This is a genomic window from Actinotalea caeni (assembly GCF_009733795.1).
Classification (GTDB): domain Bacteria; phylum Actinomycetota; class Actinomycetes; order Actinomycetales; family Beutenbergiaceae; genus Pseudactinotalea; species Pseudactinotalea caeni.
In genome coordinates, this window is record NZ_WNXX01000021.1 from 26,069 (window position 1) to 45,784 (window position 19,716).

Here is a 19,716-nt window from a genome sequence, read left to right on the forward strand (position 1 = left end):
GTCGCCCCACGACTACGCAAAGGACACCCATCATGATCGACGCGATCGACATCGCCATCCGCATCATCGCCGGCGTCGGATTCGGCACCCTCATTGGATTCGAGCGTCAATGGCGCGCCCGTACCGCCGGGGTGCGCACCAACGCGCTGGTCAGCCTGGGCTCGACCCTGTTCGTGATCATGGGCGCCTACAGCTTCGACGGACCCGGCGCCGACCCCACCAGGGTGGCCGCGCAGATCGTCTCCGGCATCGGCTTCCTCGGCGCCGGCGTCATCATGAAGCAAGGCGCGTCCATCTCCGGGCTCAACACCGCCGCCACCCTCTGGGCATCGGCTGCGGTCGGCGCGCTGGCCGGGGGAGGGATGGTGTGGGTCGCCGCTGCGGGCACGGTCATCGTGATCGCCGCAAACGTGCTGCTGCGCCCGGTGGGACGGATGCTGGATCGCCGTCCCGGCTCCACCGGACGGGAGAAGAACACCGAGGTCGAGTACACCTTCGAGGTCCGCTGCGCCCGCGAGAACGAGGTCGAGGTCCGCGCCATCGTCTTCGATGCCGTGCACCGTCCCGACCTCACCGTGCAGTCCGTCGCCGCCACCGACCTGCCCGACGATCTGGTCGTCATCACCGCGACGGTGACCAGCCCCGAGCGGGATGACCGTCAGATCGAACAGGCGATCGCCGACGTGATCCACACCCCCGAAGTGCTCGGCGTGCGGTGGAGCGCCGAAGACATCAGCCCCGTGGACTGACCGCCCCGGCGGTCTCGAACCGCGGCAGCCGCGGCGGGCGCCGCTGATCGGCCGACCCGGCGAGAGTCCCGTCCGGGGCGATATGGGAGAACATCTGCTCGATCACGGTGAGGATGTGCGGGTCCTCCACCCGGTACAGCTGCCGACGTCCCTCACGGCGGGCAGTGACGATCCCCGCCGCGCGCAGCTTCGCCAGATGCTGGCTCGCCGCCGGAACGTTCGACCCGGACTGCTCAGCCAGCGTCGAGACGTCGTACTCCCCGGTGGCCAGCAGCCACACCAGGTGCAGCCGGCTCGGGGCCGACAGCATGTCGAACGTCGCCGCCGCCGCTGCCAGTTGCGCGTCGGTCACCGGGCGGGGCTGTCTGTGAGGTTCCATCCCTCCATCATCCAAACGATCTGAGATATGCGCAAGCCATTGAGCGTTGAGTATGCTGAGGGGTGACCCATGTCGGGCCGCAGACACCGGAGGTGAACGGTATGAGTTCAGACCCTGCCAGTACCGCCTGCTGGTGCCTTCGCTGCCCGCCACGCTGATGCTCTGAGGGTGCTCGGCGCGGCCTGTCCCGCACCCTCCAGGAGACCGTGATGGCTACGCCGCGCCCCTTCACCAGCCAGGGCTCCTCGCTGCGCGCCCGCAGCCACATCGCTGCCGACGCAGTCGTGCTCCTGGGCGTCGCCGTGTTGTTCTGGTTGGTGATCCAGCTCTCCCACGGGATCACCGCACCGTTCGATCAGGTCACCGCCCCCTCCACCGTCTCCACCGACCCGGCGAACCTGCCCTACTATGCGGCTCGTTCGCTGCTGCGCATGTTCGCGGCCCTGGCCGTCTCGGTGCTGTTCACCTTCGTCTACGCCACCGCCGCGGCCCGCTCGCGGCGGGCCGAGAAGGTCCTGCTGCCCACCCTCGACGTGCTCCAAGCGGTCCCGGTGCTGGGGTTCTTGTCGATCACCCTGTCGGTGTGGCTGCTGCTGTTCCCCGGCACCGCGCTGGGGGTCGAGTTCGCGAGCATCTTCGCGATCTTCACCAGCCAGGTATGGAACATGACCTTCGCGTTCTACCAGTCCCTGATCACCCAGCCTCGCGACCTGGACGAAGCAGCCCGGCTGCTGCGGCTGACCAAGTGGCAACGGTTCTGGAAGCTCGACGTCCCCTACGGCACCATCCCGCTGGTGTGGAACGGGATGATGAGCTTCGGTGGCGGCTGGTTCTTCCTGATCGCCTCCGAGGTCATCAGCGTCAACAACCGGGTCTATGCGCTGCCCGGCATCGGCTCCTATGTCGCCGCCGCGTCGCAGAACGAGGAGATCGGCCGGCTGCTGCTGGCGATCGGGGTGATGATCGTCATGGTCATCGGCGTCAACTTCCTCTTCTGGCGGCCGCTGACCGCCTGGGCCGAACGGTTCCGCACCGGCGACACCGTCACCGTCGAGCAGCAGCGCAGCATCATGCTCGACCTGCTGCGCCGCTCGGTCATCCCCGCCGTCATCGCCCGGGTGCTGCGCCCGGTCGGTGTCGGGCTCGAGCGGATCACCCGCCCGTTGGGCCGCTCCGACCGGCCGCTGCGGGTCAACCCGACGCGCCGGCGCATCGGAGACATCGTGTTCACCGTGATCGTGTGCGCCCTGATCGGGCTCGGGCTGGTGCGGATGCTCGGCTACATCAGCGACAACGTGGGCCTGGACCAGTTCGCCGTCGCCGCAGGTCTGGGCCTGGCCACCTTCGCCCGTGTGCTGGTGCTGCTCATCGCCGGCACCCTCATCTGGGTGCCGATCGGGGTGTGGATCGGGCTCAGCCCCAAGGTCACACGGTTCGCGCAACCGGTCGTGCAAGTCCTCGCCAGCTTCCCCGCGAACTTCCTGTTCCCCTTCGTCACGCTGCTGCTGATCCAGACCGGGGTCAGCTTGAACATCGGTGGCATCTTCCTGATGGCCCTCGGCGCGCAGTGGTACATCCTGTTCAACGTCATCGCCGGTGCCGCAGCGATCCCCAACGACCTGCGTGAAGCCGCGATCAACCTGCGCCTGGGCCGATACCACACCTGGCGCTACCTCTACGGGCCGGCGATCTTCGCGTCCTGGGTCACCGGCGGCATCACCGCCGCCGGGGGCGCCTGGAACGCCTCGATCGTCGCCGAAGTCGTCTCCTACGGCGACCAGACCCTCACCGCCACCGGCCTGGGCGCCTACATCGCCTCCTCCACCGCCGATGGCGAGTTCGCCAAGACCCTGGTCGGTGTGACCGTGATGAGCCTGTTCGTCGTCGGCCTGAACCGCCTGTTCTGGCGGCCCCTGTACGGATTCGCCGAACGCCGACTGTCGCTGACCTGAACCCGTCGACCCACGAAAGGACGTGACCTGCCATGACCGCATCACCCGCGCCGGGGCGCACCGCGCTGATCGAAGCCGAGCACCTGTCGAAGTCGTTCCCCGCGGCCGACGGCTCGGTCCTGCACGTCCTGGACGACGTGACGCTCACGTTGCACGAGGGGGAGGTCGTCGCGCTGCTCGGCAAGTCAGGTTCCGGCAAGTCCACCCTGCTGCGCACCCTCGCCGGGCTCATCGCCCCCAGCAGCGGCGAGGTCCGCTACCGCGGCGCCCCGCTCAACGGCGCCAACCCCGGCGCAGCGATGGTGTTCCAGTCCTTCGCGCTGATGCCCTGGCTCACCGTCCAAGACAACGTCGAACTGGGCCTGCGCGCCGCCGGCGTGCCCGACAAGCAGCGCCGACAGCGCGCCCTGGACGCCATCGACCAGATCGGCCTGGACGGGTTCGAGACCGCCTACCCGCGCGAACTGTCCGGCGGCATGCGCCAGCGGGTCGGCTTCGCCCGTGCCCTGGTCCTGCAACCCGACGTGCTCATGATGGACGAACCCTTCTCCGCACTCGACGTCCTCACCAGCGAGAACCTGCGCGGCGAGCTGATCTCCTTGTGGGCGCGACCGGACTTCCCGACCAAGAGCATCTGCATCGTCACCCACAACATCGAAGAAGCCGTGCTCCTGGCCGACCGTGTGCTCGTCCTGGGCTCCGGTCCCGGCCACATCAAAGCAGAAGTGCCCATCCTGCTGCCGCGGCCCAGGGATCGGCGCAGCCCCACCTTCGACGCCGCCGTCGACCGGCTCTACGCCATCCTCACCGGCCGCGACGAACGCTCCGCCGCCGAACGCGCCGCCGTCCCCGGACCGCTGACCCATCCGCTGCCCGACGCCAGTGTCGGCGGCCTGGCCGGCCTGGTCGAAATCGTCTACGCCCACCACGGCCAAGCCGACCTGCCCGACCTCGCCGACGAACTGTCCTTCCACGTCGACGACCTGCTGCCGCTGGTCGACGCCGCCCGCATGCTGGGCCTGCTCGACATCGACGGCGCCCAAGCCTTCCTCACCGACACCGGCCGCGCGTGGTACACCGCCGACATCCAACGCTCCAAAGAAGTGTTCGCCACCCTCGCCGTCGAACACGCCCCCCTCGTCGCCACCATCGTCACAGCCCTCGAAAACAGCGACGGCGGCGCCCTGCGCGACGACTTCTTCCGTGACCTGCTGCGCCGCGGATACAACGCCGACGACACCGAAAAGCAACTCGACATCGCCATCGACTGGGGCCGCTACGGGGAACTGTTCGACTACGACGCCAACACCGGGGAACTGGTCCTCTCCGAAATCGCCGCCGCCCTCAGCGCCATGCTCATCAGCCGAGACACCGACAACGACGGCGGCCAGGCACCCTAGTCACCTCCACAGGTCACACGGCGAGCCCGATCGAGAGCGCGAGCACCGCGACCAGCGGCAACGCGCCCTGTTTGAGAGCTGCGGACCGATGCGGCGGCGAAGAGAGGAACAGCACCACAGCGGCGGCCAACATCGAACCGGTCCCGGCCAGGGCGAGGACGATACCTGTCTGCGTCTGCCCCAGCGCAGCAAACACGATCCCGATCAAGGCAAGGAGCGCAAGGATCAGGTTGTAGAAACCCTGGTTGAACGCCAGGAACTTCGTCGCCCGCGCCTCCTCGACACTGCCGGTGCGGAACAGTGCGCGGGCACGCTCACCCTCCCAGGCGACGGACTCCAAGTAGAAGATGAACACATGCACCAGCGCGGCCAGTCCGGCCGTGATGAGCCCGGCGATGATCATGATGAGCGACCTTTCTGGATCTGAATGTTCTCTCTACGCGCCGACGGTGGCGTCCACGCCGACAAGGCGGTTCGCGCCTTGACTTCTCGTGCGGCACTCGGCGTCGATCACCGCGTCGAGGAGCCCCGGGAATCGGGTGTCCATGTCCTCGCAGCGCAGGGTGTTGCGGATGGCGGTGCCCTCGTAGCGCTGGGTGATGAGTCCGGCTTCGCGGAGCACTCGGAAGTGGTGGGTGGAGGTGGACTTCGACACGGGCAGGTCGAACGCGATGCACGCCTGGTCGTTGTGGCCGGTGGAGAGCTGGGTAATGATCTCGCGCCGGATCGGGTCGGCCAGTGCGGCCAGCACGGTGTCCAGGGAAACAGTGCCGATGTCGGGGTGGTCAAGCTCGCGGGCCACGTCTTCCTCCAAAGGGGTCCAGGGCGGTGCGGGTCATGCCTCATCTTGTTCGACACCCATCCTACCTTGTTGTACGGTGACTGTCGTTGTACGATGAACAGCGTACTACTTGACTTGCCTCGAATGGAGATCTCAGCTGTGACGAACGTGTTCGACCCGATCCAGATCCGTGGTGTGGAGTTCCCGAACCGGGTGTGGATGTCGCCGATGTGCACCTACACCGCCGAACCCCAAACGGGACGGGCGGGCCGTCCGAACGACTTCCACTTCGCCCACTACACGAGCCGCGCTGCCGGCGGGGTGGGCCTGGTGATGGTAGAGGCGACCGGGGTGGTCCCCGAGGGTCGCATCTCCCCGTACGACCTCGGGTTGTGGGATGACGCGCAGACCGAGGACTTCGCCCGTCTGGCTCGCGGTATCCGTGAGGCCGGCGCGGTTCCCAGCATTCAGCTCGGCCACGCCGGACGGAAGGCGTCGAGTGACCGTCCGTGGCTGGGTGGGAAGTTCATCGGCGAGGAGAACTACGTCGGCGAGCAGTCCTACGGGTGGGCACCGGTGAGCCCGAGCCCGCTGGCGTTCCCGGGGTCACCGGTGCCGCAGGAGTTGACCCACGACGAGGTCCAGGCCGTGGTCGCCGCGTTCGCGCAGGCGGCGCGTCGGGCCGATGAGGCCGGGTTCGATGTGGTTGAGATTCACGCCGCTCACGGGTACTTGCTGCACTCGTTCCTGTCTCCGATCACGAACGAGCGCACCGATGAGTACGGCGGGTCGCTGGAGAATCGGGCGCGGTTCGTGCTGGAGATCGTCGACGCGGTCCGCTCGGTGTGGCCGGAGGGCAAGCCGGTGTTCATGCGGGTCTCGACCACTGATTGGGTGGAGGAGAACCCGGCGGACGCCCGCGACTCCTGGACGGTGGACCAGACGGTGCAGTTGTCGCGGTGGGTGGCCGAGCGCGGTGTGGACCTGATCGATGCGTCCTCGGGCGGCATCGAGGTGGTCCCGATCCCGCGCGAGCGGGACTATCAGACCAGCCGCGCCGCGATCGTCCGCAACCAGACCGGGGTGCTGACCGCGGCGGTGGGCCGGATCGACTCCCCACAGCTCGCCGACGACCTTGTGTCCTCGGGTCAGGCGGATGCGGTGTTCTTGGGGCGGCCGCTGCTGCGCAACCCCTCCTGGGCCAACGACGCCGCCCTGGAGCTGGGTGCGAGCCCGCGGTTCATCGAGCAGTACGCCTACACCCTGTAGACCTCAGATCAACGACAACACAAGCATGACTAGGAAGGAACCCTCATGAAGGTTTTCCAGATCGGCGCCGCCGGCGGCGTCGGGCATCGCCTCACCGGGCTGCTCACGAAGCGCGGTGACGAGGTCACCGGGATGCACCGCAACCCGGCACAGGCCGACACCATCCGTAATGCCGGGGGCACCCCGGTGACCGGGGACCTCATCGGCAACACCGTCGACGAGCTTGCCGCCCTCATGGCCGGGCACGACGCGGTCGTGTTCTCCGCCGGCGCGCACGGCACCGGACAGGACAGGACCACCCTCATCGACGGGAAAGGCCTGGAGAAGGCCGCCGACGCCGCGGCGCTTGCTGGCGCGACTCGTTTCGTGGTGGTGTCCGCGTTCCCGGAGTCCGAACGGGCCAAGGGGCTCGGAGAGGGGTTCGAGCACTACATGCGGGTCAAGAAGACCGCGGACGTGTACCTCACCCGCACCGCCCTGGACTGGATCATCGTCCGCCCGGGCCTGCTGCGCGACGAACCCGGATCGGGCCAGGTCACCGCCGGCATCGCGATCGAGTACGGAGACGTCGCCCGTGACAACGTGGCCGCCTTCATCGACGCCGCCCTCCACGAGAAGGCACTGTCCCGCGTGATCGTGGAACTCACCGATGGCGACACCCCCGTCGCCGACGCCGCAGCACAAGTGGCCGCATCCACCGGACCGCGCCGCTAAACACCGCCGCAGGTATCCGGCGTCCCGCACGGCGCCAGACGCTGCGGCACTGACCGACTTTTCATCGCAAGGAGCAACCATCATTTCTGAAGCACTGGCGGGCCGCACCGCCGTCATCACCGGAGCATCGTCGGGTATCGGGCACGTGACTGCGCTCGCGCTGGCCGCCGAAGGGGCGAAGGTCGCCCTCATCGCCCGCCGCGGCGACACCCTCACCGACATCGCCGAGGAGATCACCCGCAGCGGCGGCACCGCCCTGCCGCTGACAGTCGATGTGACCGACCCGGACGCCGTGCGTGCTGCCGCAATGCGGGTGCAGGAGGAGCTGGGCGGGGCGTCCATCCTGTTCAACAACGCCGGCATCATGCTCCCGGCCCCGTTCGCCGGGCACAACATGGCCGACTGGAACAAGCAGATCGACCTGAACGTGACCGCCCTAGTCACCGTCGCCGATGCGTTCACCGACCAACTCCTCGCCGCCGCCCAGCGCGACGGTGTCGCGGACCTGATCAACACCGGGTCGATCGCGGGCGAGAGCATGAGTCCCGGCTTCGCCGTGTACGGGGCCACCAAAGCGTTCGTGAAGCACCTGACCGCGAACCTGCGCACCGAACTCGGCGCCCAGAACGTGCGCGTGGCGAACATCGCCCCTGGCATCGTCGGCACCGAACTGCAGTCCCACGTCACTGACGTGGGCACCAAGGCGTGGCTGGAGGGCGCGAAGGAGACCATCGACTGGCTCACCCCGCAAGACCTCGCCGAACTTGTCACGTTCACCGTGACCCGGCCCGCGCACGTCAACCTCGCTCACACCCTGATCCTGCCCACCAAACAGACCGCCTAACCGGCGCGGCGGCACCCCGCAGGACGGTGCCGCCGCACGACCGCTCATCTCACCCGACGACATGGAGGAGGCTCTGATGAGCCAGATCGACACGTTCAGCCACGGCGTCTCCGGCCAGCTCTCCCACGACGACAAGGGAGAGCTCCTCCACTTCGATGACCTCGCCGCGCCGCTCGCCCAGGTCTGGGTCAACTTCGACACGTTCCTCCCAAAGCAGGCGTCGAATCGATGACCGCCCTCCTGCTTCCAGCCGCCGTTGTCGGTCTCAACGCCTTCGCCGCGCTCCTCGTACTCGCGCGGGCGCCGTTGTATCGAACCCGCCTGTACCGGCCGATGCTGCTGAACATCGGACTCTCTCTGGCGCCGGCCGTCGTCCTGCTCCTCGTGCTCGCCGGGCTGGTCGCGGTCGCGGTGGCCGCCCCGAGCACGGTCTTGCTGTGGACCGTCGTTCTCATCGGTGGTGCGGCCTGGCTTCTTCTTCTGCCGAACTCGGCATACCTGATCACCGAGCTGAACATGTCGCACCGCCGCGGGACCGAGAGCGTGCCGCTGTGGTACGACATCGTCCTAACCCTCAGTCTCGCCCTGTCGGGGGTCATGAACACCGTCCTGAACGTCTACGTTGTCCAGGCCATCTACGTCCTGATCGCGCACCCCAACACCAGCCGGCCGCTGGCAGGCGCCGACTCCTGGGTTCTCGCAGGTGTCGTGCTGCTCCTCGTCACATTCGGCATGTACCTCGGCCGCTACATCCGCTTCAACAGCTGGGACATCGCCCACCCCGCATCCTTCGCCCGCAAACTCGGCACCTACTTCCGAGAGCCGGGCCACGCCCGCGACGCACTCGGCTTCTGCCTCACCCACACCATCCTGCTCGCGCTCGTCTACCTGATTGTCACCGGCGTCCCCGACGCGCTGCTCGGCGGCTGAACGTGACCCCGTTCCGGCCACGATGCACCGCGCCAAGGGGCGAGTGAGTACCAAGTGCCAAGTGCTCGTAGAGGTTCGGACGGGGTGGTCTCCCAGTCCCCAAGGGCCGGGGTTCAACGCCACGAAGGGTCGCGCCTGTGGGACTGTGGGTCCGGGTTGCGGTTCCTTTGGTTCAGCTTCGGCCTGTGCCCTCAACGGTTCCTCGCGAGTCAAAGGACGAGAGCCTTCACCTATAGCGAAGGCTGCGAACTGCGGCTACGGCCTGGAGCGGCAGGACACCGTTACCGAGCGCTGTGAGCTGCTGAGCATGCGTAAGGGCGAGCTCGGGATCGGTGACCCAGCCTGCCGGCAGACCCATGAGCCACTCCACGAAGGCGGGTGCCGGTCGCGGCCCCTCATGTTGGTTCAGGATGGCAGGGGCAGGGGCTGGGGCGGGGCGTCCGGTGATGCGTTCCCACCGGGCGATGGCTGCGGCGTAGCGTCCCCAGCGTCGAAGAAGTCCTCGATCAGCGCGAACGTCTCCTCCGGCGAGCGCGGATGCCCACCCCGTGTCACGAGGTCGATGACTTGGTGGCTGAGCGCGATCGTTCCGCTCCGCGCCTTCACCTGATCCAGGGTCTCCCCACCGCGAGACGAGTCCGAGGCCAGCGGGGTTCGGAACAGTGCGGTGGGCGAGGATGAAGACGCGGAACCGGGGATGCGGTGCGCCGACTGCGGAAGCGGGTAAGCCGATCCATCTCGCGTTGTACCGGAGGTCGGCCAGGTCTCCGAGTACGGCGCCAAGTGCCCGTAGAGGTCGGGTTGACTGGTCTCCCAGACCCCACGGGTCGGGTTCCATACCGCGAAGGGCTGCAGTGTCGGGGGTTGCGGCATCGGGGTTGCGTCGCTCATCATCGTCTCCTTCCGAGGGCGCGCGGATCGCGGGCGCGGAGAGTAGCCCGCGGACGTTCTCGATGACGACCCACTCGGGTTGCAGCGCCTCGATCGCCGTCGCCATGTACGCCCAGAGGCCCGAGCGGGTGCCGGGAGCGAGGCCAGCCCTCTTCCCGACCGTGGAGACGTCCTGGCAGGGGAACCCGCCGCAGAGAACGTCGACAGGCTCGACTTCGCGCCAGTCGATGGTCGTGACGTCGCCGAGGTTCGGGGCGTCGGGCCAGTGGTGTGTGAAGACGCGGGCGACTGGCTCGTTGATCTCGGCGAACCAGACGGTGCGGGCATCGAAGACCTGCTCGACGGCGAGGTCGAGTCCGCCGTAGCCGGAGAACAGCGACCCGACCCGCAGGCGGTCGTCGCGTTCGTCGTTCGGTTCGTGCATGAGGACTCCGGCAGATCGGTGATCCCGGCCGGCATCCACTCGTGAGCGCGCGGCCAGGGCTGTATCACCTGCCAGGTGCACGACTCGACTCTCGCCGCGCTCCTCACAGTCGGTCGCCTCGCTGCCCGATGCTTCTTTCGACCTTCCTCAGAGCCGCCACACGTCTTTCAGACGAGGCCCAAGCCGCCCAAGGGCGGCGCGATGGTGGGGCTGCCGCCCGGTCGGTCGTCGCCTACCTGCCGCCTGAGAAGGAGGCGCGACTGTGACGGTTTCGATGCGTGTGATGTCGGCCGGCGACGGCTACAAGTACCTGCTGAAATCCGTTGCTGCCGGCGATGGTGACCGTTCGCTCTCGACACCGCTGACCCGCTACTACACCGAGGCGGGAACGCCGCCGGGGTTCTGGATCGGTTCGGGGCTGGGCCGTCTTGGGCACGGCGAGCTGGGCGAGGGCGCCCAGGTCTCGGAGGCGCAACTACAGCTCCTGATCGGGATGGGCCATGACCCGATCACCGGCGATCCGCTCGGCCGCGCCTACCAGCAGTTCGCCTCGATCAGTGAGCGGGTCAAGCAGCGCGTCGATGCGCTCGATCCCGAGCTGGGTCCGTCCGCGAGAGCCAGCGAGGTCGCCGCGATCGAGGCCGAGGAAGCCGAGCGCGGGACCCGGCGTGCCGTGGCCGGGTTCGACTTCACATTCAGCGTGCCCAAGTCCGTCTCCGCAATCTGGGCGGTTGCAGACGCAGGCACACAGGCACTGATCGCCGAGGCACATCACGCGGCGGTTGCAGACCTAGTTGCTTTCCTCGAACGAGAGGTTGCAGCGACCCGCGTGGGTGCAACCGGCCCGGACGGAGCGGTTGCACACGTCGATGTCGCTGGGGTCGTCGCGGCGGCGTTCGATCACTACGACAGCCGCTCCGGTGACCCGCAGTTGCACACCCACGTCGTCATCAGTAACAAAGTGCTGACCGTCCAAGACGGTCGTTGGCGGACCCTCGCCGGCCGGCCGATGCACTCGGCGGTCGTCGCTGTCTCCGAGCTGTACAACGCGGCCCTGGCCGATCGGCTGACCCGCACCCTCGGACTGGGGTGGGAGTCGCGGGAGCGGGGCCGGGACCGGAACCCGGCATGGGAAACCGAGGGCGTGCCCGACGAGCTGGTTGCCGAGTTCTCCACCCGTTCCCGGCACATCGAGGCCGAGAAGGACCGCCTGATCGCGGAGTACGTCGCCAAGCACGGCCGGCAGCCCTCGGCCCGGACCGTGCTGAAACTACGGGCGCAGGCGACACTCGCCACTCGGCCGGACAAGCAGGTCAGATCACTCGCCGACCTCACCGCCGAGTGGCGGCAGCGCGCCAGCCGCATCCTGGGCCGAGACGCAAACGGCTGGGCGCGCGTCCTCACCAGCGGTGCAACTCCCCGCAGGGTCCTGCGTGCCGACGACGTGCCGCTGGACGTGGTGGGCGAGGTCGGGCAGGCGGTGATGGAGACGGTCGGTGAGAAGCGTTCGACCTGGACCCGATGGAACCTGCACGCCGAAGCGTCCCGGCAGTTGATGGGCTGGAGGTTCGCCAGCATCGAAGACCGCGAAGCGATCACCGGCCTGGTCGTGGACGCGGCCGAGCGGGTCTCGCTGCGCCTCACCCCGCCCGAGCTGGCGACCAGCCCGCTCGAGTTCCGGCGTCCGGACGGGACGACCCGGTTCCGTCCCCGACACTCGACGTTGTTCTCATCCGAGACGCTGCTGGCCGCCGAAGACCGGCTCCTTGTCCGAGCCGACGCGATGACTGGACCCACGGTGCCCTTGGAGACGGTGGAGCGGATCGCCCGCAGACCCGACGCCCGCGGCCGGGTACTCGGTGAGGATCAGTCGGCGGCGTTGGCCGCGGTCGCCGTCTCGGGCCGTGTCGTGGATGTGTTGGTCGGCCCGGCCGGTGCGGGCAAGACCACCGCCATGAACGCGCTGCGCCGCGCATGGGAGAAAGAGCACGGTGCCGGGTCCGTGGTGGGGTTGGCGCCCTCGGCGGTCGCCGCGCAGGTCCTCGCTGACGATCTGGGGATTGCGACCGAGAATACGGCGAAGTGGTGGCAGAACCATCTCATGTACGGCACCACGTTCGATGCGGGCCAGCTCGTCATCATCGACGAAGCCTCTCTCGCCGGCACCGCGTCGCTGGACCGGATCACGCGCGAGGTCGAGAAGGCCGGGGCGAAGGCCCTGCTGGTCGGAGACTGGGGTCAGCTCCAGTCGGTCGATGCTGGCGGCGCGTTCGGCCTGCTGGTCCATTCCCGCGACGACGCCCCCGAGCTTCACGACCTGCACCGCTTCACCCACGCCTGGGAGAAGGCCACCTCGTTGCAGCTCCGCCACGGCCGCACCGAAGCGATCGACACGCTCATCGAGCATGGCCGGATCACCGGCGGCGAAGCAGAAGCGATGATCGACGCCGCCTACACCGCGTGGCAGCACGACCTTGGCTCCGGCCTCGCGTCGATCCTCGTGGCCGAGACCCAGGAGTCGGTCACCACTCTGAACGCCAGGGCGCGGGCGGATCGGATCATCAGCGGTGCGGTGAACTCGGCCCGCGAGGTCGGCCTGCGCGACGGCACCGCCGCGTCCGAGGGCGATCTGGTCATCACGCGCCACAACGACCGCCGACTCCGCAACGGCAGGACGTGGGTCCGCAATGGCTCTCGCTGGATCGTGACCGCCGTTCGTGAGGACGGGTCGCTCAGCGTCCGTCCGGCCGGGCGTAGGTTCGGCGGCGGGATCGTCCTGCCCGCCGACTATGTGGTCGAGCACCTGGAGCTGGGCTACGCGATCACGGCGCACAGGTCTCAGGGTGTGACCACGCAGACCTCGCACGTCGTTGTCACCCCGACCACCACGCGGGAGAACTTCTACGTCTCGATGACCCGCGGCGCGGAGGGCAACTATGCCTATGTCGCCGTCGACCGGGAGGATCACGAGCACGCCGAGCCGCACCCTGGCGACAACCCCAATGTCACCGCCCGCAGCGTTCTCTACGGCGTGCTCCACCATCTCGGGGCGGAGCTGTCCGCGCACGAGACGATCACCGCCGAACAGGAACACTGGGGCTCGATCACGCAGCTCGCGGCCGAGTACGAGACGATCGCCCAAGCCGCCCAGCTCGACCGCTGGGCCACGCTGCTCGCCGCGTGCGGGCTCACTCCCGAGCAGGTGGGCGACGTGCTCGACTCCGACGCCTACGGTGCGCTGTCGGCCGAGCTGCGGCACGCCGAAGCCAACCACCACGACCTCGACGCGCTACTCCCGAAACTGATCGCCGCACGCGGTTTGGACGACGCCGAGGACATCGCCTCCGTCATCCACGCCCGCGTCGCACGCGCCACGGCGAGGCCGGCCGGCTCGGGCCGCACCCGCAAAGCGCCGCGGCTGATCGTCGGACTGATCCCCGACGCCAACGGACCGATGGACGCGCGGATGCGTCAAGCCCTGGGCGAGCGCCGCGACCTCATCGAGCAACGGGCCGACGCCGTTCTACACGGCGCCCTCACCGACCAGGAGCCGTGGGCGGCGAAGCTCGGCATGGTGCCGAAGGACAAGAAGCAGCGGGAGGCGTGGAGACGCGCGGGCCGCACGGTCGCGGCCTACCGCGACCGCTACCAGATCACTGACGACCGGAACCCGCTCGGACCTGCACCAGAGAGCACCAGCCAAAAGATCGACGCGGCACGAGCACGCGCCGCCCTCAACCGCGCACAATCCATCGCCAGCGACGACCCATCAAGAGAGCAGGTGCGGCAGACGGCCGCGGGCCGATCCGCACCGACCCTATGAGCCGCACTCAGCATGGAGACGGGATCGACCCAGACACGGCGTCAGATCGTGTGCCCGGGCGTCTCCGGCCTCGGCCGTCGGTAATCGAGTTCCCGTCCGACCTCCGGGCGCGAAACCGTGCGGGTGGATGCGTCGGAATCGAGCAGCGCGACTACGTCGCTCGGCTGGGTAACGAGCGCGGCAAAGCCCTGCTTGACGAGTTCGTTCGGTCCCGCGCTTGCGGCGCTGGTCACCGGGCCGGGCACCGCGCCGACCCCCCGGCCAAGTTCGTGCGCAGCGAGGGCAGTAGTCATCGACCCGGACCGAGGGCCCGCCTCGGGGATCACGGTCGCACCCGATAGCGCCGCCAGCAGGCGGTTGCGGGCTAGGAACCTGTGCCTGGTCGGCGTGGCTCCAGGCGGTAGCTCGCTGACCAGCAACCCGACATCGCCGATCCGGTTTAGCAGCTCGCTGTGCCCGGCGGGATAGGGGCGATCCAGCCCACCGGCCAGGACGGCGATCGTTTGACCGCTCGCAGCGAGCACGCTCTTGTGCGCGGCCCCTTCGATCCCGTAGGCGCCGCCCGAGACGACGACTCGTTCCTCGTCGGCCAGACCTTCCGCCAGCTCGCCGGCGATGTGCTCGCCGTAGGCGGTCGCGGCGCGGGAGCCGGTGATCGTCACTCGATCGCTCAGCGCCGCCGTCAGGAACGATGCCGCGCCTCGCGTCCACAGCAGATACGGGGCGCGCTCGCCCAAGTCGTTCAGCCCGGCGGGCCATTCCTTGTCGGCCGGGATGAGTGCGCCGAACCCGTGCTGCTCGGCCTGTGGCACCTGATCCAGCAAGCCGGGTGTGATCCGCGCCGCCAGCCGTTCGCGCCATATCAGCACGTCGGCGCGGGGCAGACCGGGCACCTTGTCGTCGGACTCGATCAGTCGCACCGTCTCGATCCCGCCGTGATGGGCCAGGACGTGGCCGGTGGTTGGGTCGTTGGGCTCGGCGATCATCGACAGCGCGATCCGCGCCATCCGCTCGCCCTGCACTTGCTCCGCCAGCGTCGCCATGATCGGTGTCCTCTCGCTCCACGGTCACCGACGAGGTACGCGCCCGCCTGCTGCGGAGGGGTTCCCTCTGTCAGAGCACGGTCGTAGACTGGGCAGCGAGGTAGGTTCTCCAGCTACGCGGGTCCTTCGGGACAGCCCCTCTGAGGGCACTCGGTTCATAGCCGCCTCCACGACGGAACACCGTCGCGCTATGACGAGGAAAGCGAGGCCCGTAATGCTCCGCACATCTGTTGCACTCAGCGCACGAGGCTATGGCGTGCTCCGGTACGCGCCCACCAATCTGCTGCTCAACGCGATCCGTACCCGGCGCGGACTGAAATGGGGCATCCCCGCGATGCTGATCGCCGCCCTCTACCTCTACGCGGCGGCGATCTGCACCACGATCATCAACGACGGCGGTCCCGGCTGGCTCTACCTGCTGGTCCTGCTGTACGTCTGGAACGCCTTCAAGTTCCTCTGGATCGGACCCCTCAGCCTCATCGAACTCGTCCGTGTCCGAGCGCAGGAACGAAGGCAGCGGCGTGAGACGATGCACGCCGCCGTGCCCTCGGAGGACTGCACCAACGGCCTCGTCTAGGCAGGCTCCCGATCGGTCAGATCGATAGACTATAGAACCCCACGCCAACCGAGGTGTACTTTCCATCAGGCGACGAGGCACCCGAGTTCGGGTCGCGCGTGCTGGAGACGCTGCGGCAGCCTCTCGAGCACGGCGAGCTGGTGCTGCACCGGGCGCGCGGTGCGGCTCGGTACCCGGCGCGGTTCCAGCTCGTGCTGGCGGCGAACCCGTGCCCGTGCGGGCGCGCGAGCGGCAAGGGCCTCGACTGCGTGTGCACCCCGGTGGCGCGACGGCGCTACCTCTCGCGGCTGTCGGGGCCGCTCCTGGATCGCATCGACATCCGTGTCGAGGTGCCGGACCTGCGCCCGGGCGCGCTGCGCGCGGCACCGCCCAGCGAGCCGAGCGCCGCGGTGGCCGCCCGGGTGGCGGCCGCACGGGAGGCTGCCGCGCAGCGGCTGGCCGGGACGCCGTGGCGGCTCAACGGCGAGGTGCCCGGTCCGTGGCTGCGCGACCACACCCGGCGCGCCGAGCCGCGGCTGGTCGCCGAGCTCGACCGGCTGCGCGACAGCGGCCGGCTGAGCCTGCGCGGGCTCGACCGGGTGCTCAAGCTCGCCTGGACGCTGACGGACCTCGCGGGCCGGGCGAGCCCCGGGGTGTCCGACCTCGCGACGGCGGTGTCGCTGCGAGCGGGTGGCGGCCGTGGCTGAGCGAGTCGGCTTCGACGTCGACGACGAGCTGCTCGCGACGGTGGCCTGGAGCCGGGTGACCGGGCCGGGGGAGCGGGCGGCCGGCGCGGTGGTCGGGGCGCTGGGTGCGGTCGCCGCGCTCGACTGGCTGCGCTCGGGCGCGGAGCACCCGCCGGGTCTGGCGCCGCACCCGGGCTGGCGCAGCGCGGCCGCGCGGTGGCGTCCGCGGCTGCGCGACCTCGACCCGCGGCGCGAGCTCGACGTCATGCACCGGCTCGGTGGGTCGGTGCTGCTGCCCGGGGGACCGGGCTGGCCGCCCGGCCTGGACGACCTGGGCGACGCGGCACCGCTGTGCCTGTACGTGCTGGGCGCGCCGGAGGTGGCCGACCTGACCGTGCGCGCGGTCGCGGTCGTGGGGTCGCGCGCGAGCACCGGCTACGGCGAGACGGTCGCACGCGACCTGTGCGTGGCGCTGGCCGAGCGGGGCGTCACCGTGGTCTCGGGCGGCGCCTACGGCATCGACGCCGCCGCGCACCGCGCCGCGACCGTCGACGGCGGCCCGGCGCTCGCGGTGATGGCCGGCGGGCTGGACCGGCTCTACCCGGTCGAGAACAGCGACCTGCTGCTGCGGGTGGTCGAGTGCGGCGCGGTCGTCTCCGAGGCGCCTCCCGGGACCTCGCCGATGCGTCAGCGCTTCCTCGCCCGCAACCGGCTGATCGCGGCGCTCGCGCAGGCGACCGTCGTCGTCGAGGCGGCGTGGCGCTCGGGCGCGCTCAGCACGGCCCGGCACGCGGCGGAGCTGCTGCGCCCGGTCGGCGTCGTGCCCGGCCCGGTGACCTCGATGGCGTCCGGCGGCTGCCACCGGCTGCTCCGCGAGGGTGTCGCCACGTGCGTCACCGACGTCGAGGAGGTGCTCGAGCTCGTCGGCGGGCTCGACCACGTCGTGCCCGAGCCCGACACCCCTCGCGGGCTGCTCGACGGCTTGGGCCCGCAGGAGGCCCGTGTGCTCGACGCGCTCCCCGCGCGCGGTGGCGCCGAGGTCGACAACCTCGTCCGGGTCTGCGGGCTGAGCGTGACCGAGACGCTCGCGGCGCTCGGCATGCTCGCGATGGCCGGCCGGGTCGAGCGCACCGGCTCCCGGTGGCGACGCACGCGCACCGGTGCGGACGACGGCACAGGCGCCGCGGCCGGCACGCGCGCGTTCGGCGGCGGACCCGCAACCTCGACGAGACGGGAAGGAGCCGGACGAGGCGTGCGCGACCGGTGACGGCCAGATGCCTCGGGCGGAGAGCAGGGGTAGCCAGGCCGACCGCGCACGTGAGGACGCGGTCCGGCACGGCGGTGGCGGGGCATCGCGGTGCCTTCCCGGCACGCGCCTTGACCTTGACACGGTGACAACCTGTGTCCTTGGGTGTGGAGGTGGTCACCATGACCCAGGACCGGACGATCACGTCCGTCACGACCCCGTGGACGGACGCGGGCGCCACACCCACGCCGCCCGCGGACGAGCGCGTCGGGGGCACCGAGCAGGCCTCGCACGGCGAGCAGCTCGGGCACGTCGGGCAGCTGGCGACGGCGCTGTCGGCCCCGTCGGCGCAGACCAGGCTGCGGGCGGCGATGGCTGCGGGCAGCTCGCCGCACGGGGACCTCGTCGAGGTGCTGGTGGAACGGTGCGGCGTCGAGCCGGACTTCTTCGTGCGCGACATGCTCACGTGGGCGCTCACGCGGCACGACCACCGGACGGTCGTCGCCCGGCTGCTGCCCGAGCTCGGGTCGACCGTGCCGCAGGCGCGCAGCCAGGCGCTGCACACGCTGTCGAAGCTCCGGGACGCCGGCACCCGAGCGGCGGTGCTCGCGCTGCTGCACGACACCGACGACGAGGTCGCTCGCGCCGCCTGGCGTACCGCCGTCACCCTCGTGCAGCCGGGGGAGGAGGCCGCGCTCGCGGCGAGCCTCGCCCGCGAGCTCGGCCGTGGCGACCGTGAGGTCCGGCGCAGCCTCAGCCGCGCGCTCGCGGCGCTCGGCGAGGACGCGCGCGAGGCCGTCGTGCACGCCACCGAGCACCCCGACCCGGTGGTGCGCGCCCACGCGCGAGCCACCGAGCGGCTCCTCGACGACCCCGAGAGCGGCTTCGAGGACGACGTCGACGAGGCGCGCCGCACCGCCGCGCTGCTCGCGGCACCCCAGGTGCCGGAGGAGCACGGATGAGCGCGGACGGGTCGCCGTGCTGATCGGAGAGGTGGCGCAGCAGTCCGGGATCAGCGCCCGGATGCTGCGCCACTACGACCGCATCGGCCTGGTGCGGCCCAGCGGTCGCACCGCCGGCGGCTACCGCGACTACTCCGACGACGACCTGCGGCGGCTCTTCCACGTCGAGGGCCTGCGCAGCCTGGGGCTCGGTCTGCAGGAGATCGCCGAGGTGCTCGACGGCGACAGGTTCAGCCCGGCGTCCCTGGTCGAGGAGCTGATCGCCGCCACCCGGGAGCGGCTGGAGCGCGAGCAGGAGCTGCTGCGGCGGTTGAGCTGGGTGCGCGCGAGCGAGCCGCGCGCGTGGTCGGACGTGCTGCGCACGATCGGGATGCTCCGCGGCCTCGACTCCGGCGACCCTCGGCTGCGGCAGCGGCTGGCGCTCCAGCTGTCGGTCGAGGGCGCCGACGCGGCCGCGCTCGCCGAGGTGCTGCTCGAGGAGCCCGAGGCCAACGTCGCCGGCACCTTCGACTGGGTGCTCGCCCAGACCGGCGACCACAGCATCGACGTGCTCGTCACCGCGCTCAGCTCCGACGACGCCCACCGCCGGCGCCGCGCGGTCGCCGCCCTCACCAAGATCTCCTCGCCGGCCGCCACCGCCGCGCTGGCCGAGGCCCACCGACACCCCGACCCGCAGGTGCGGGTGCCCGCGCTGCTCGCGCGCGGCGGGCTCGGTCAGCCCGACGCCGTCGACGGCCTCGTCCGCCTCGTCGTCGACGGCGACCACGACGTCGACGCCGCCGACGTCCTGGGCGCCCTCGCCACCCGTCACGGCCACGCCGACCGTGTCGTCGACGCACTGGCCGCCGCGCTCACGGCCGCCGACGCCCCTGCGCGGCGCCGGCTCGTCGCCGCTCTCGCGGACGTCCCCGGTCCACGCGTCGCCGAGATCCTCACGGCATGCACGCACGACCCGGACCCAGGCGTGGCCCACACCGCGCGCTACCTGCTCGGGCGCCGGTGACCGCTGCTGAGCGGCCGGTCCCGCACCGCGGCGCCGCCGGCACGCTGGCCCGCCTGCGAGGGGT

Annotated in this window: 19 protein-coding genes; 14 read left to right on the forward strand and 5 right to left on the reverse strand. The window is 70.1% G+C overall.

Going from position 1 to position 19,716, the window contains the following annotated elements; genetic code table 11:
* The first annotated feature begins 32 nt into the window (after positions 1 to 32).
* Positions 33 to 749, forward strand: a complete 717-nt coding sequence (locus GPA02_RS15390) for an MgtC/SapB family protein (protein WP_156201261.1) — start codon at positions 33 to 35, stop codon at positions 747 to 749.
* On the opposite strand, the gene GPA02_RS15395 is transcribed toward GPA02_RS15390, so the two are convergent.
* Entirely contained in the window at positions 733 to 1,101 is a 369-nt protein-coding gene (locus GPA02_RS15395) for an ArsR/SmtB family transcription factor (RefSeq protein ID WP_338027531.1), read from the reverse strand. The genes GPA02_RS15390 and GPA02_RS15395 overlap by 17 nt on opposite strands.
* Before the next feature lie 236 nt (positions 1,102 to 1,337).
* Here GPA02_RS15395 and GPA02_RS15400 point away from each other — a divergent pair, with 236 nt between their 5' ends.
* Both GPA02_RS15400 and GPA02_RS15405 read left to right on the forward strand, forming a co-directional pair.
* Positions 1,338 to 3,080 carry an ABC transporter permease gene (locus GPA02_RS15400; protein ID WP_156201265.1) on the forward strand — a complete coding sequence of 581 codons (1,743 nt, stop codon included), beginning with the start codon at positions 1,338 to 1,340 and terminating at the stop codon, positions 3,078 to 3,080.
* Positions 3,081 to 3,112: 32 nt separating this feature from the next.
* Positions 3,113 to 4,480 (forward strand): ABC transporter ATP-binding protein, encoded by a 1,368-nt coding sequence (locus GPA02_RS15405; protein WP_156201267.1) that lies wholly within the window; start codon positions 3,113 to 3,115, stop codon positions 4,478 to 4,480.
* A 13-nt stretch (positions 4,481 to 4,493) separates the two neighbouring features.
* Here the strand turns inward: GPA02_RS15405 and GPA02_RS15410 are convergent, their stop codons facing one another.
* Both GPA02_RS15410 and GPA02_RS15415 read right to left on the reverse strand, forming a co-directional pair.
* A complete protein-coding gene (locus GPA02_RS15410) occupies positions 4,494 to 4,883 on the reverse strand; it encodes a DUF1304 domain-containing protein (protein WP_156201269.1) in 390 nt (129 codons plus the stop codon).
* A 33-nt stretch (positions 4,884 to 4,916) separates the two neighbouring features.
* Positions 4,917 to 5,282 (reverse strand): ArsR/SmtB family transcription factor, encoded by a 366-nt coding sequence (locus GPA02_RS15415; protein WP_156201271.1) that lies wholly within the window; start codon positions 5,280 to 5,282, stop codon positions 4,917 to 4,919.
* 138 nt (positions 5,283 to 5,420) lie between these two features.
* Here GPA02_RS15415 and GPA02_RS15420 point away from each other — a divergent pair, with 138 nt between their 5' ends.
* The 5 genes from GPA02_RS15420 to GPA02_RS15440 all read left to right on the forward strand — a co-directional run bounded on the left by GPA02_RS15420 (position 5,421) and on the right by GPA02_RS15440 (position 9,018).
* Positions 5,421 to 6,530, forward strand: a complete 1,110-nt coding sequence (locus GPA02_RS15420) for an NADH:flavin oxidoreductase/NADH oxidase (protein ID WP_162457800.1) — start codon at positions 5,421 to 5,423, stop codon at positions 6,528 to 6,530.
* A gap of 45 nt (positions 6,531 to 6,575) precedes the next feature.
* Positions 6,576 to 7,244, forward strand: a complete 669-nt coding sequence (locus GPA02_RS15425) for an SDR family oxidoreductase (protein WP_156201275.1) — start codon at positions 6,576 to 6,578, stop codon at positions 7,242 to 7,244.
* Complete coding sequence (locus GPA02_RS15430; RefSeq protein WP_156201277.1) at positions 7,180 to 8,088, forward strand: SDR family oxidoreductase; 909 nt, start codon at positions 7,180 to 7,182, stop codon at positions 8,086 to 8,088. The genes GPA02_RS15425 and GPA02_RS15430 overlap by 65 nt, the downstream gene beginning before the upstream one ends.
* Before the next feature lie 76 nt (positions 8,089 to 8,164).
* Positions 8,165 to 8,320 (forward strand): hypothetical protein, encoded by a 156-nt coding sequence (locus GPA02_RS15435; protein WP_156201279.1) that lies wholly within the window; start codon positions 8,165 to 8,167, stop codon positions 8,318 to 8,320.
* A complete protein-coding gene (locus GPA02_RS15440; protein ID WP_156201281.1) occupies positions 8,317 to 9,018 on the forward strand; it encodes a DUF1361 domain-containing protein in 702 nt (233 codons plus the stop codon). The genes GPA02_RS15435 and GPA02_RS15440 overlap by 4 nt, the downstream gene beginning before the upstream one ends.
* Positions 9,019 to 9,244: 226 nt before the next feature.
* Here the strand turns inward: GPA02_RS15440 and GPA02_RS15445 are convergent, their stop codons facing one another.
* Complete coding sequence (locus tag GPA02_RS15445; RefSeq protein WP_156201283.1) at positions 9,245 to 10,333, reverse strand: DNA cytosine methyltransferase; 1,089 nt, start codon at positions 10,331 to 10,333, stop codon at positions 9,245 to 9,247.
* Positions 10,334 to 10,607: 274 nt separating this feature from the next.
* Between GPA02_RS15445 and mobF the strand changes: the two genes are divergently transcribed.
* Positions 10,608 to 14,156 carry a MobF family relaxase gene (gene mobF / locus GPA02_RS15450; RefSeq protein ID WP_204986645.1) on the forward strand — a complete coding sequence of 1,183 codons (3,549 nt, stop codon included), beginning with the start codon at positions 10,608 to 10,610 and terminating at the stop codon, positions 14,154 to 14,156.
* Between the two features lie 41 nt (positions 14,157 to 14,197).
* On the opposite strand, the gene dprA (GPA02_RS15455) is transcribed toward mobF, so the two are convergent.
* Entirely contained in the window at positions 14,198 to 15,199 is a 1,002-nt protein-coding gene (gene dprA / locus GPA02_RS15455) for a DNA-processing protein DprA (RefSeq protein WP_156201285.1), read from the reverse strand.
* A 256-nt stretch (positions 15,200 to 15,455) separates the two neighbouring features.
* On the opposite strand from dprA (GPA02_RS15455), the gene GPA02_RS15460 reads away from it, so the two are divergent.
* The 5 genes from GPA02_RS15460 to GPA02_RS15480 all read left to right on the forward strand — a co-directional run bounded on the left by GPA02_RS15460 (position 15,456) and on the right by GPA02_RS15480 (position 19,652).
* Positions 15,456 to 15,776 carry a sulfate permease gene (locus tag GPA02_RS15460; protein ID WP_338027532.1) on the forward strand — a complete coding sequence of 107 codons (321 nt, stop codon included), beginning with the start codon at positions 15,456 to 15,458 and terminating at the stop codon, positions 15,774 to 15,776.
* 53 nt (positions 15,777 to 15,829) lie between these two features.
* Positions 15,830 to 16,462 carry an ATP-binding protein gene (locus tag GPA02_RS15465; RefSeq protein WP_338027533.1) on the forward strand — a complete coding sequence of 211 codons (633 nt, stop codon included), beginning with the start codon at positions 15,830 to 15,832 and terminating at the stop codon, positions 16,460 to 16,462.
* Positions 16,455 to 17,708 (forward strand): DNA-processing protein DprA, encoded by a 1,254-nt coding sequence (gene dprA, locus GPA02_RS15470; RefSeq protein ID WP_156201289.1) that lies wholly within the window; start codon positions 16,455 to 16,457, stop codon positions 17,706 to 17,708. The genes GPA02_RS15465 and dprA (GPA02_RS15470) overlap by 8 nt, the downstream gene beginning before the upstream one ends.
* Before the next feature lie 161 nt (positions 17,709 to 17,869).
* Positions 17,870 to 18,649, forward strand: coding sequence for a HEAT repeat domain-containing protein (locus GPA02_RS15475; protein ID WP_240134083.1), 780 nt, complete (start codon positions 17,870 to 17,872; stop codon positions 18,647 to 18,649).
* A gap of 16 nt (positions 18,650 to 18,665) precedes the next feature.
* Positions 18,666 to 19,652: a MerR family transcriptional regulator gene (locus tag GPA02_RS15480; protein WP_193567878.1), complete on the forward strand. Its 987-nt coding sequence runs from the start codon at positions 18,666 to 18,668 to the stop codon at positions 19,650 to 19,652.
* Positions 19,653 to 19,716 lie beyond the last annotated feature (64 nt).

Coding starts and splice junctions, on each gene's coding strand:
- GPA02_RS15435 (WP_156201279.1), top strand. CDS start 8,165: ATGAGCCAGATCGACACGTTCAGCCACGGCGTCTCCGGCCAGCTCTCC.
- GPA02_RS15445 (WP_156201283.1), bottom strand. CDS start 10,333: ATGCACGAACCGAACGACGAACGCGACGACCGCCTGCGGGTCGGGTCG.
- GPA02_RS15390 (WP_156201261.1), top strand. CDS start 33: ATGATCGACGCGATCGACATCGCCATCCGCATCATCGCCGGCGTCGGA.
- GPA02_RS15475 (WP_240134083.1), top strand. CDS start 17,870: ATGACCCAGGACCGGACGATCACGTCCGTCACGACCCCGTGGACGGAC.
- GPA02_RS15410 (WP_156201269.1), bottom strand. CDS start 4,883: ATGATCATCGCCGGGCTCATCACGGCCGGACTGGCCGCGCTGGTGCAT.
- GPA02_RS15440 (WP_156201281.1), top strand. CDS start 8,317: ATGACCGCCCTCCTGCTTCCAGCCGCCGTTGTCGGTCTCAACGCCTTC.
- GPA02_RS15405 (WP_156201267.1), top strand. CDS start 3,113: ATGACCGCATCACCCGCGCCGGGGCGCACCGCGCTGATCGAAGCCGAG.
- mobF (WP_204986645.1), top strand. CDS start 10,608: ATGCGTGTGATGTCGGCCGGCGACGGCTACAAGTACCTGCTGAAATCC.
- GPA02_RS15430 (WP_156201277.1), top strand. CDS start 7,180: ATGGCGACACCCCCGTCGCCGACGCCGCAGCACAAGTGGCCGCATCCA.
- GPA02_RS15425 (WP_156201275.1), top strand. CDS start 6,576: ATGAAGGTTTTCCAGATCGGCGCCGCCGGCGGCGTCGGGCATCGCCTC.
- GPA02_RS15400 (WP_156201265.1), top strand. CDS start 1,338: ATGGCTACGCCGCGCCCCTTCACCAGCCAGGGCTCCTCGCTGCGCGCC.
- dprA (WP_156201285.1), bottom strand. CDS start 15,199: ATGGCGACGCTGGCGGAGCAAGTGCAGGGCGAGCGGATGGCGCGGATC.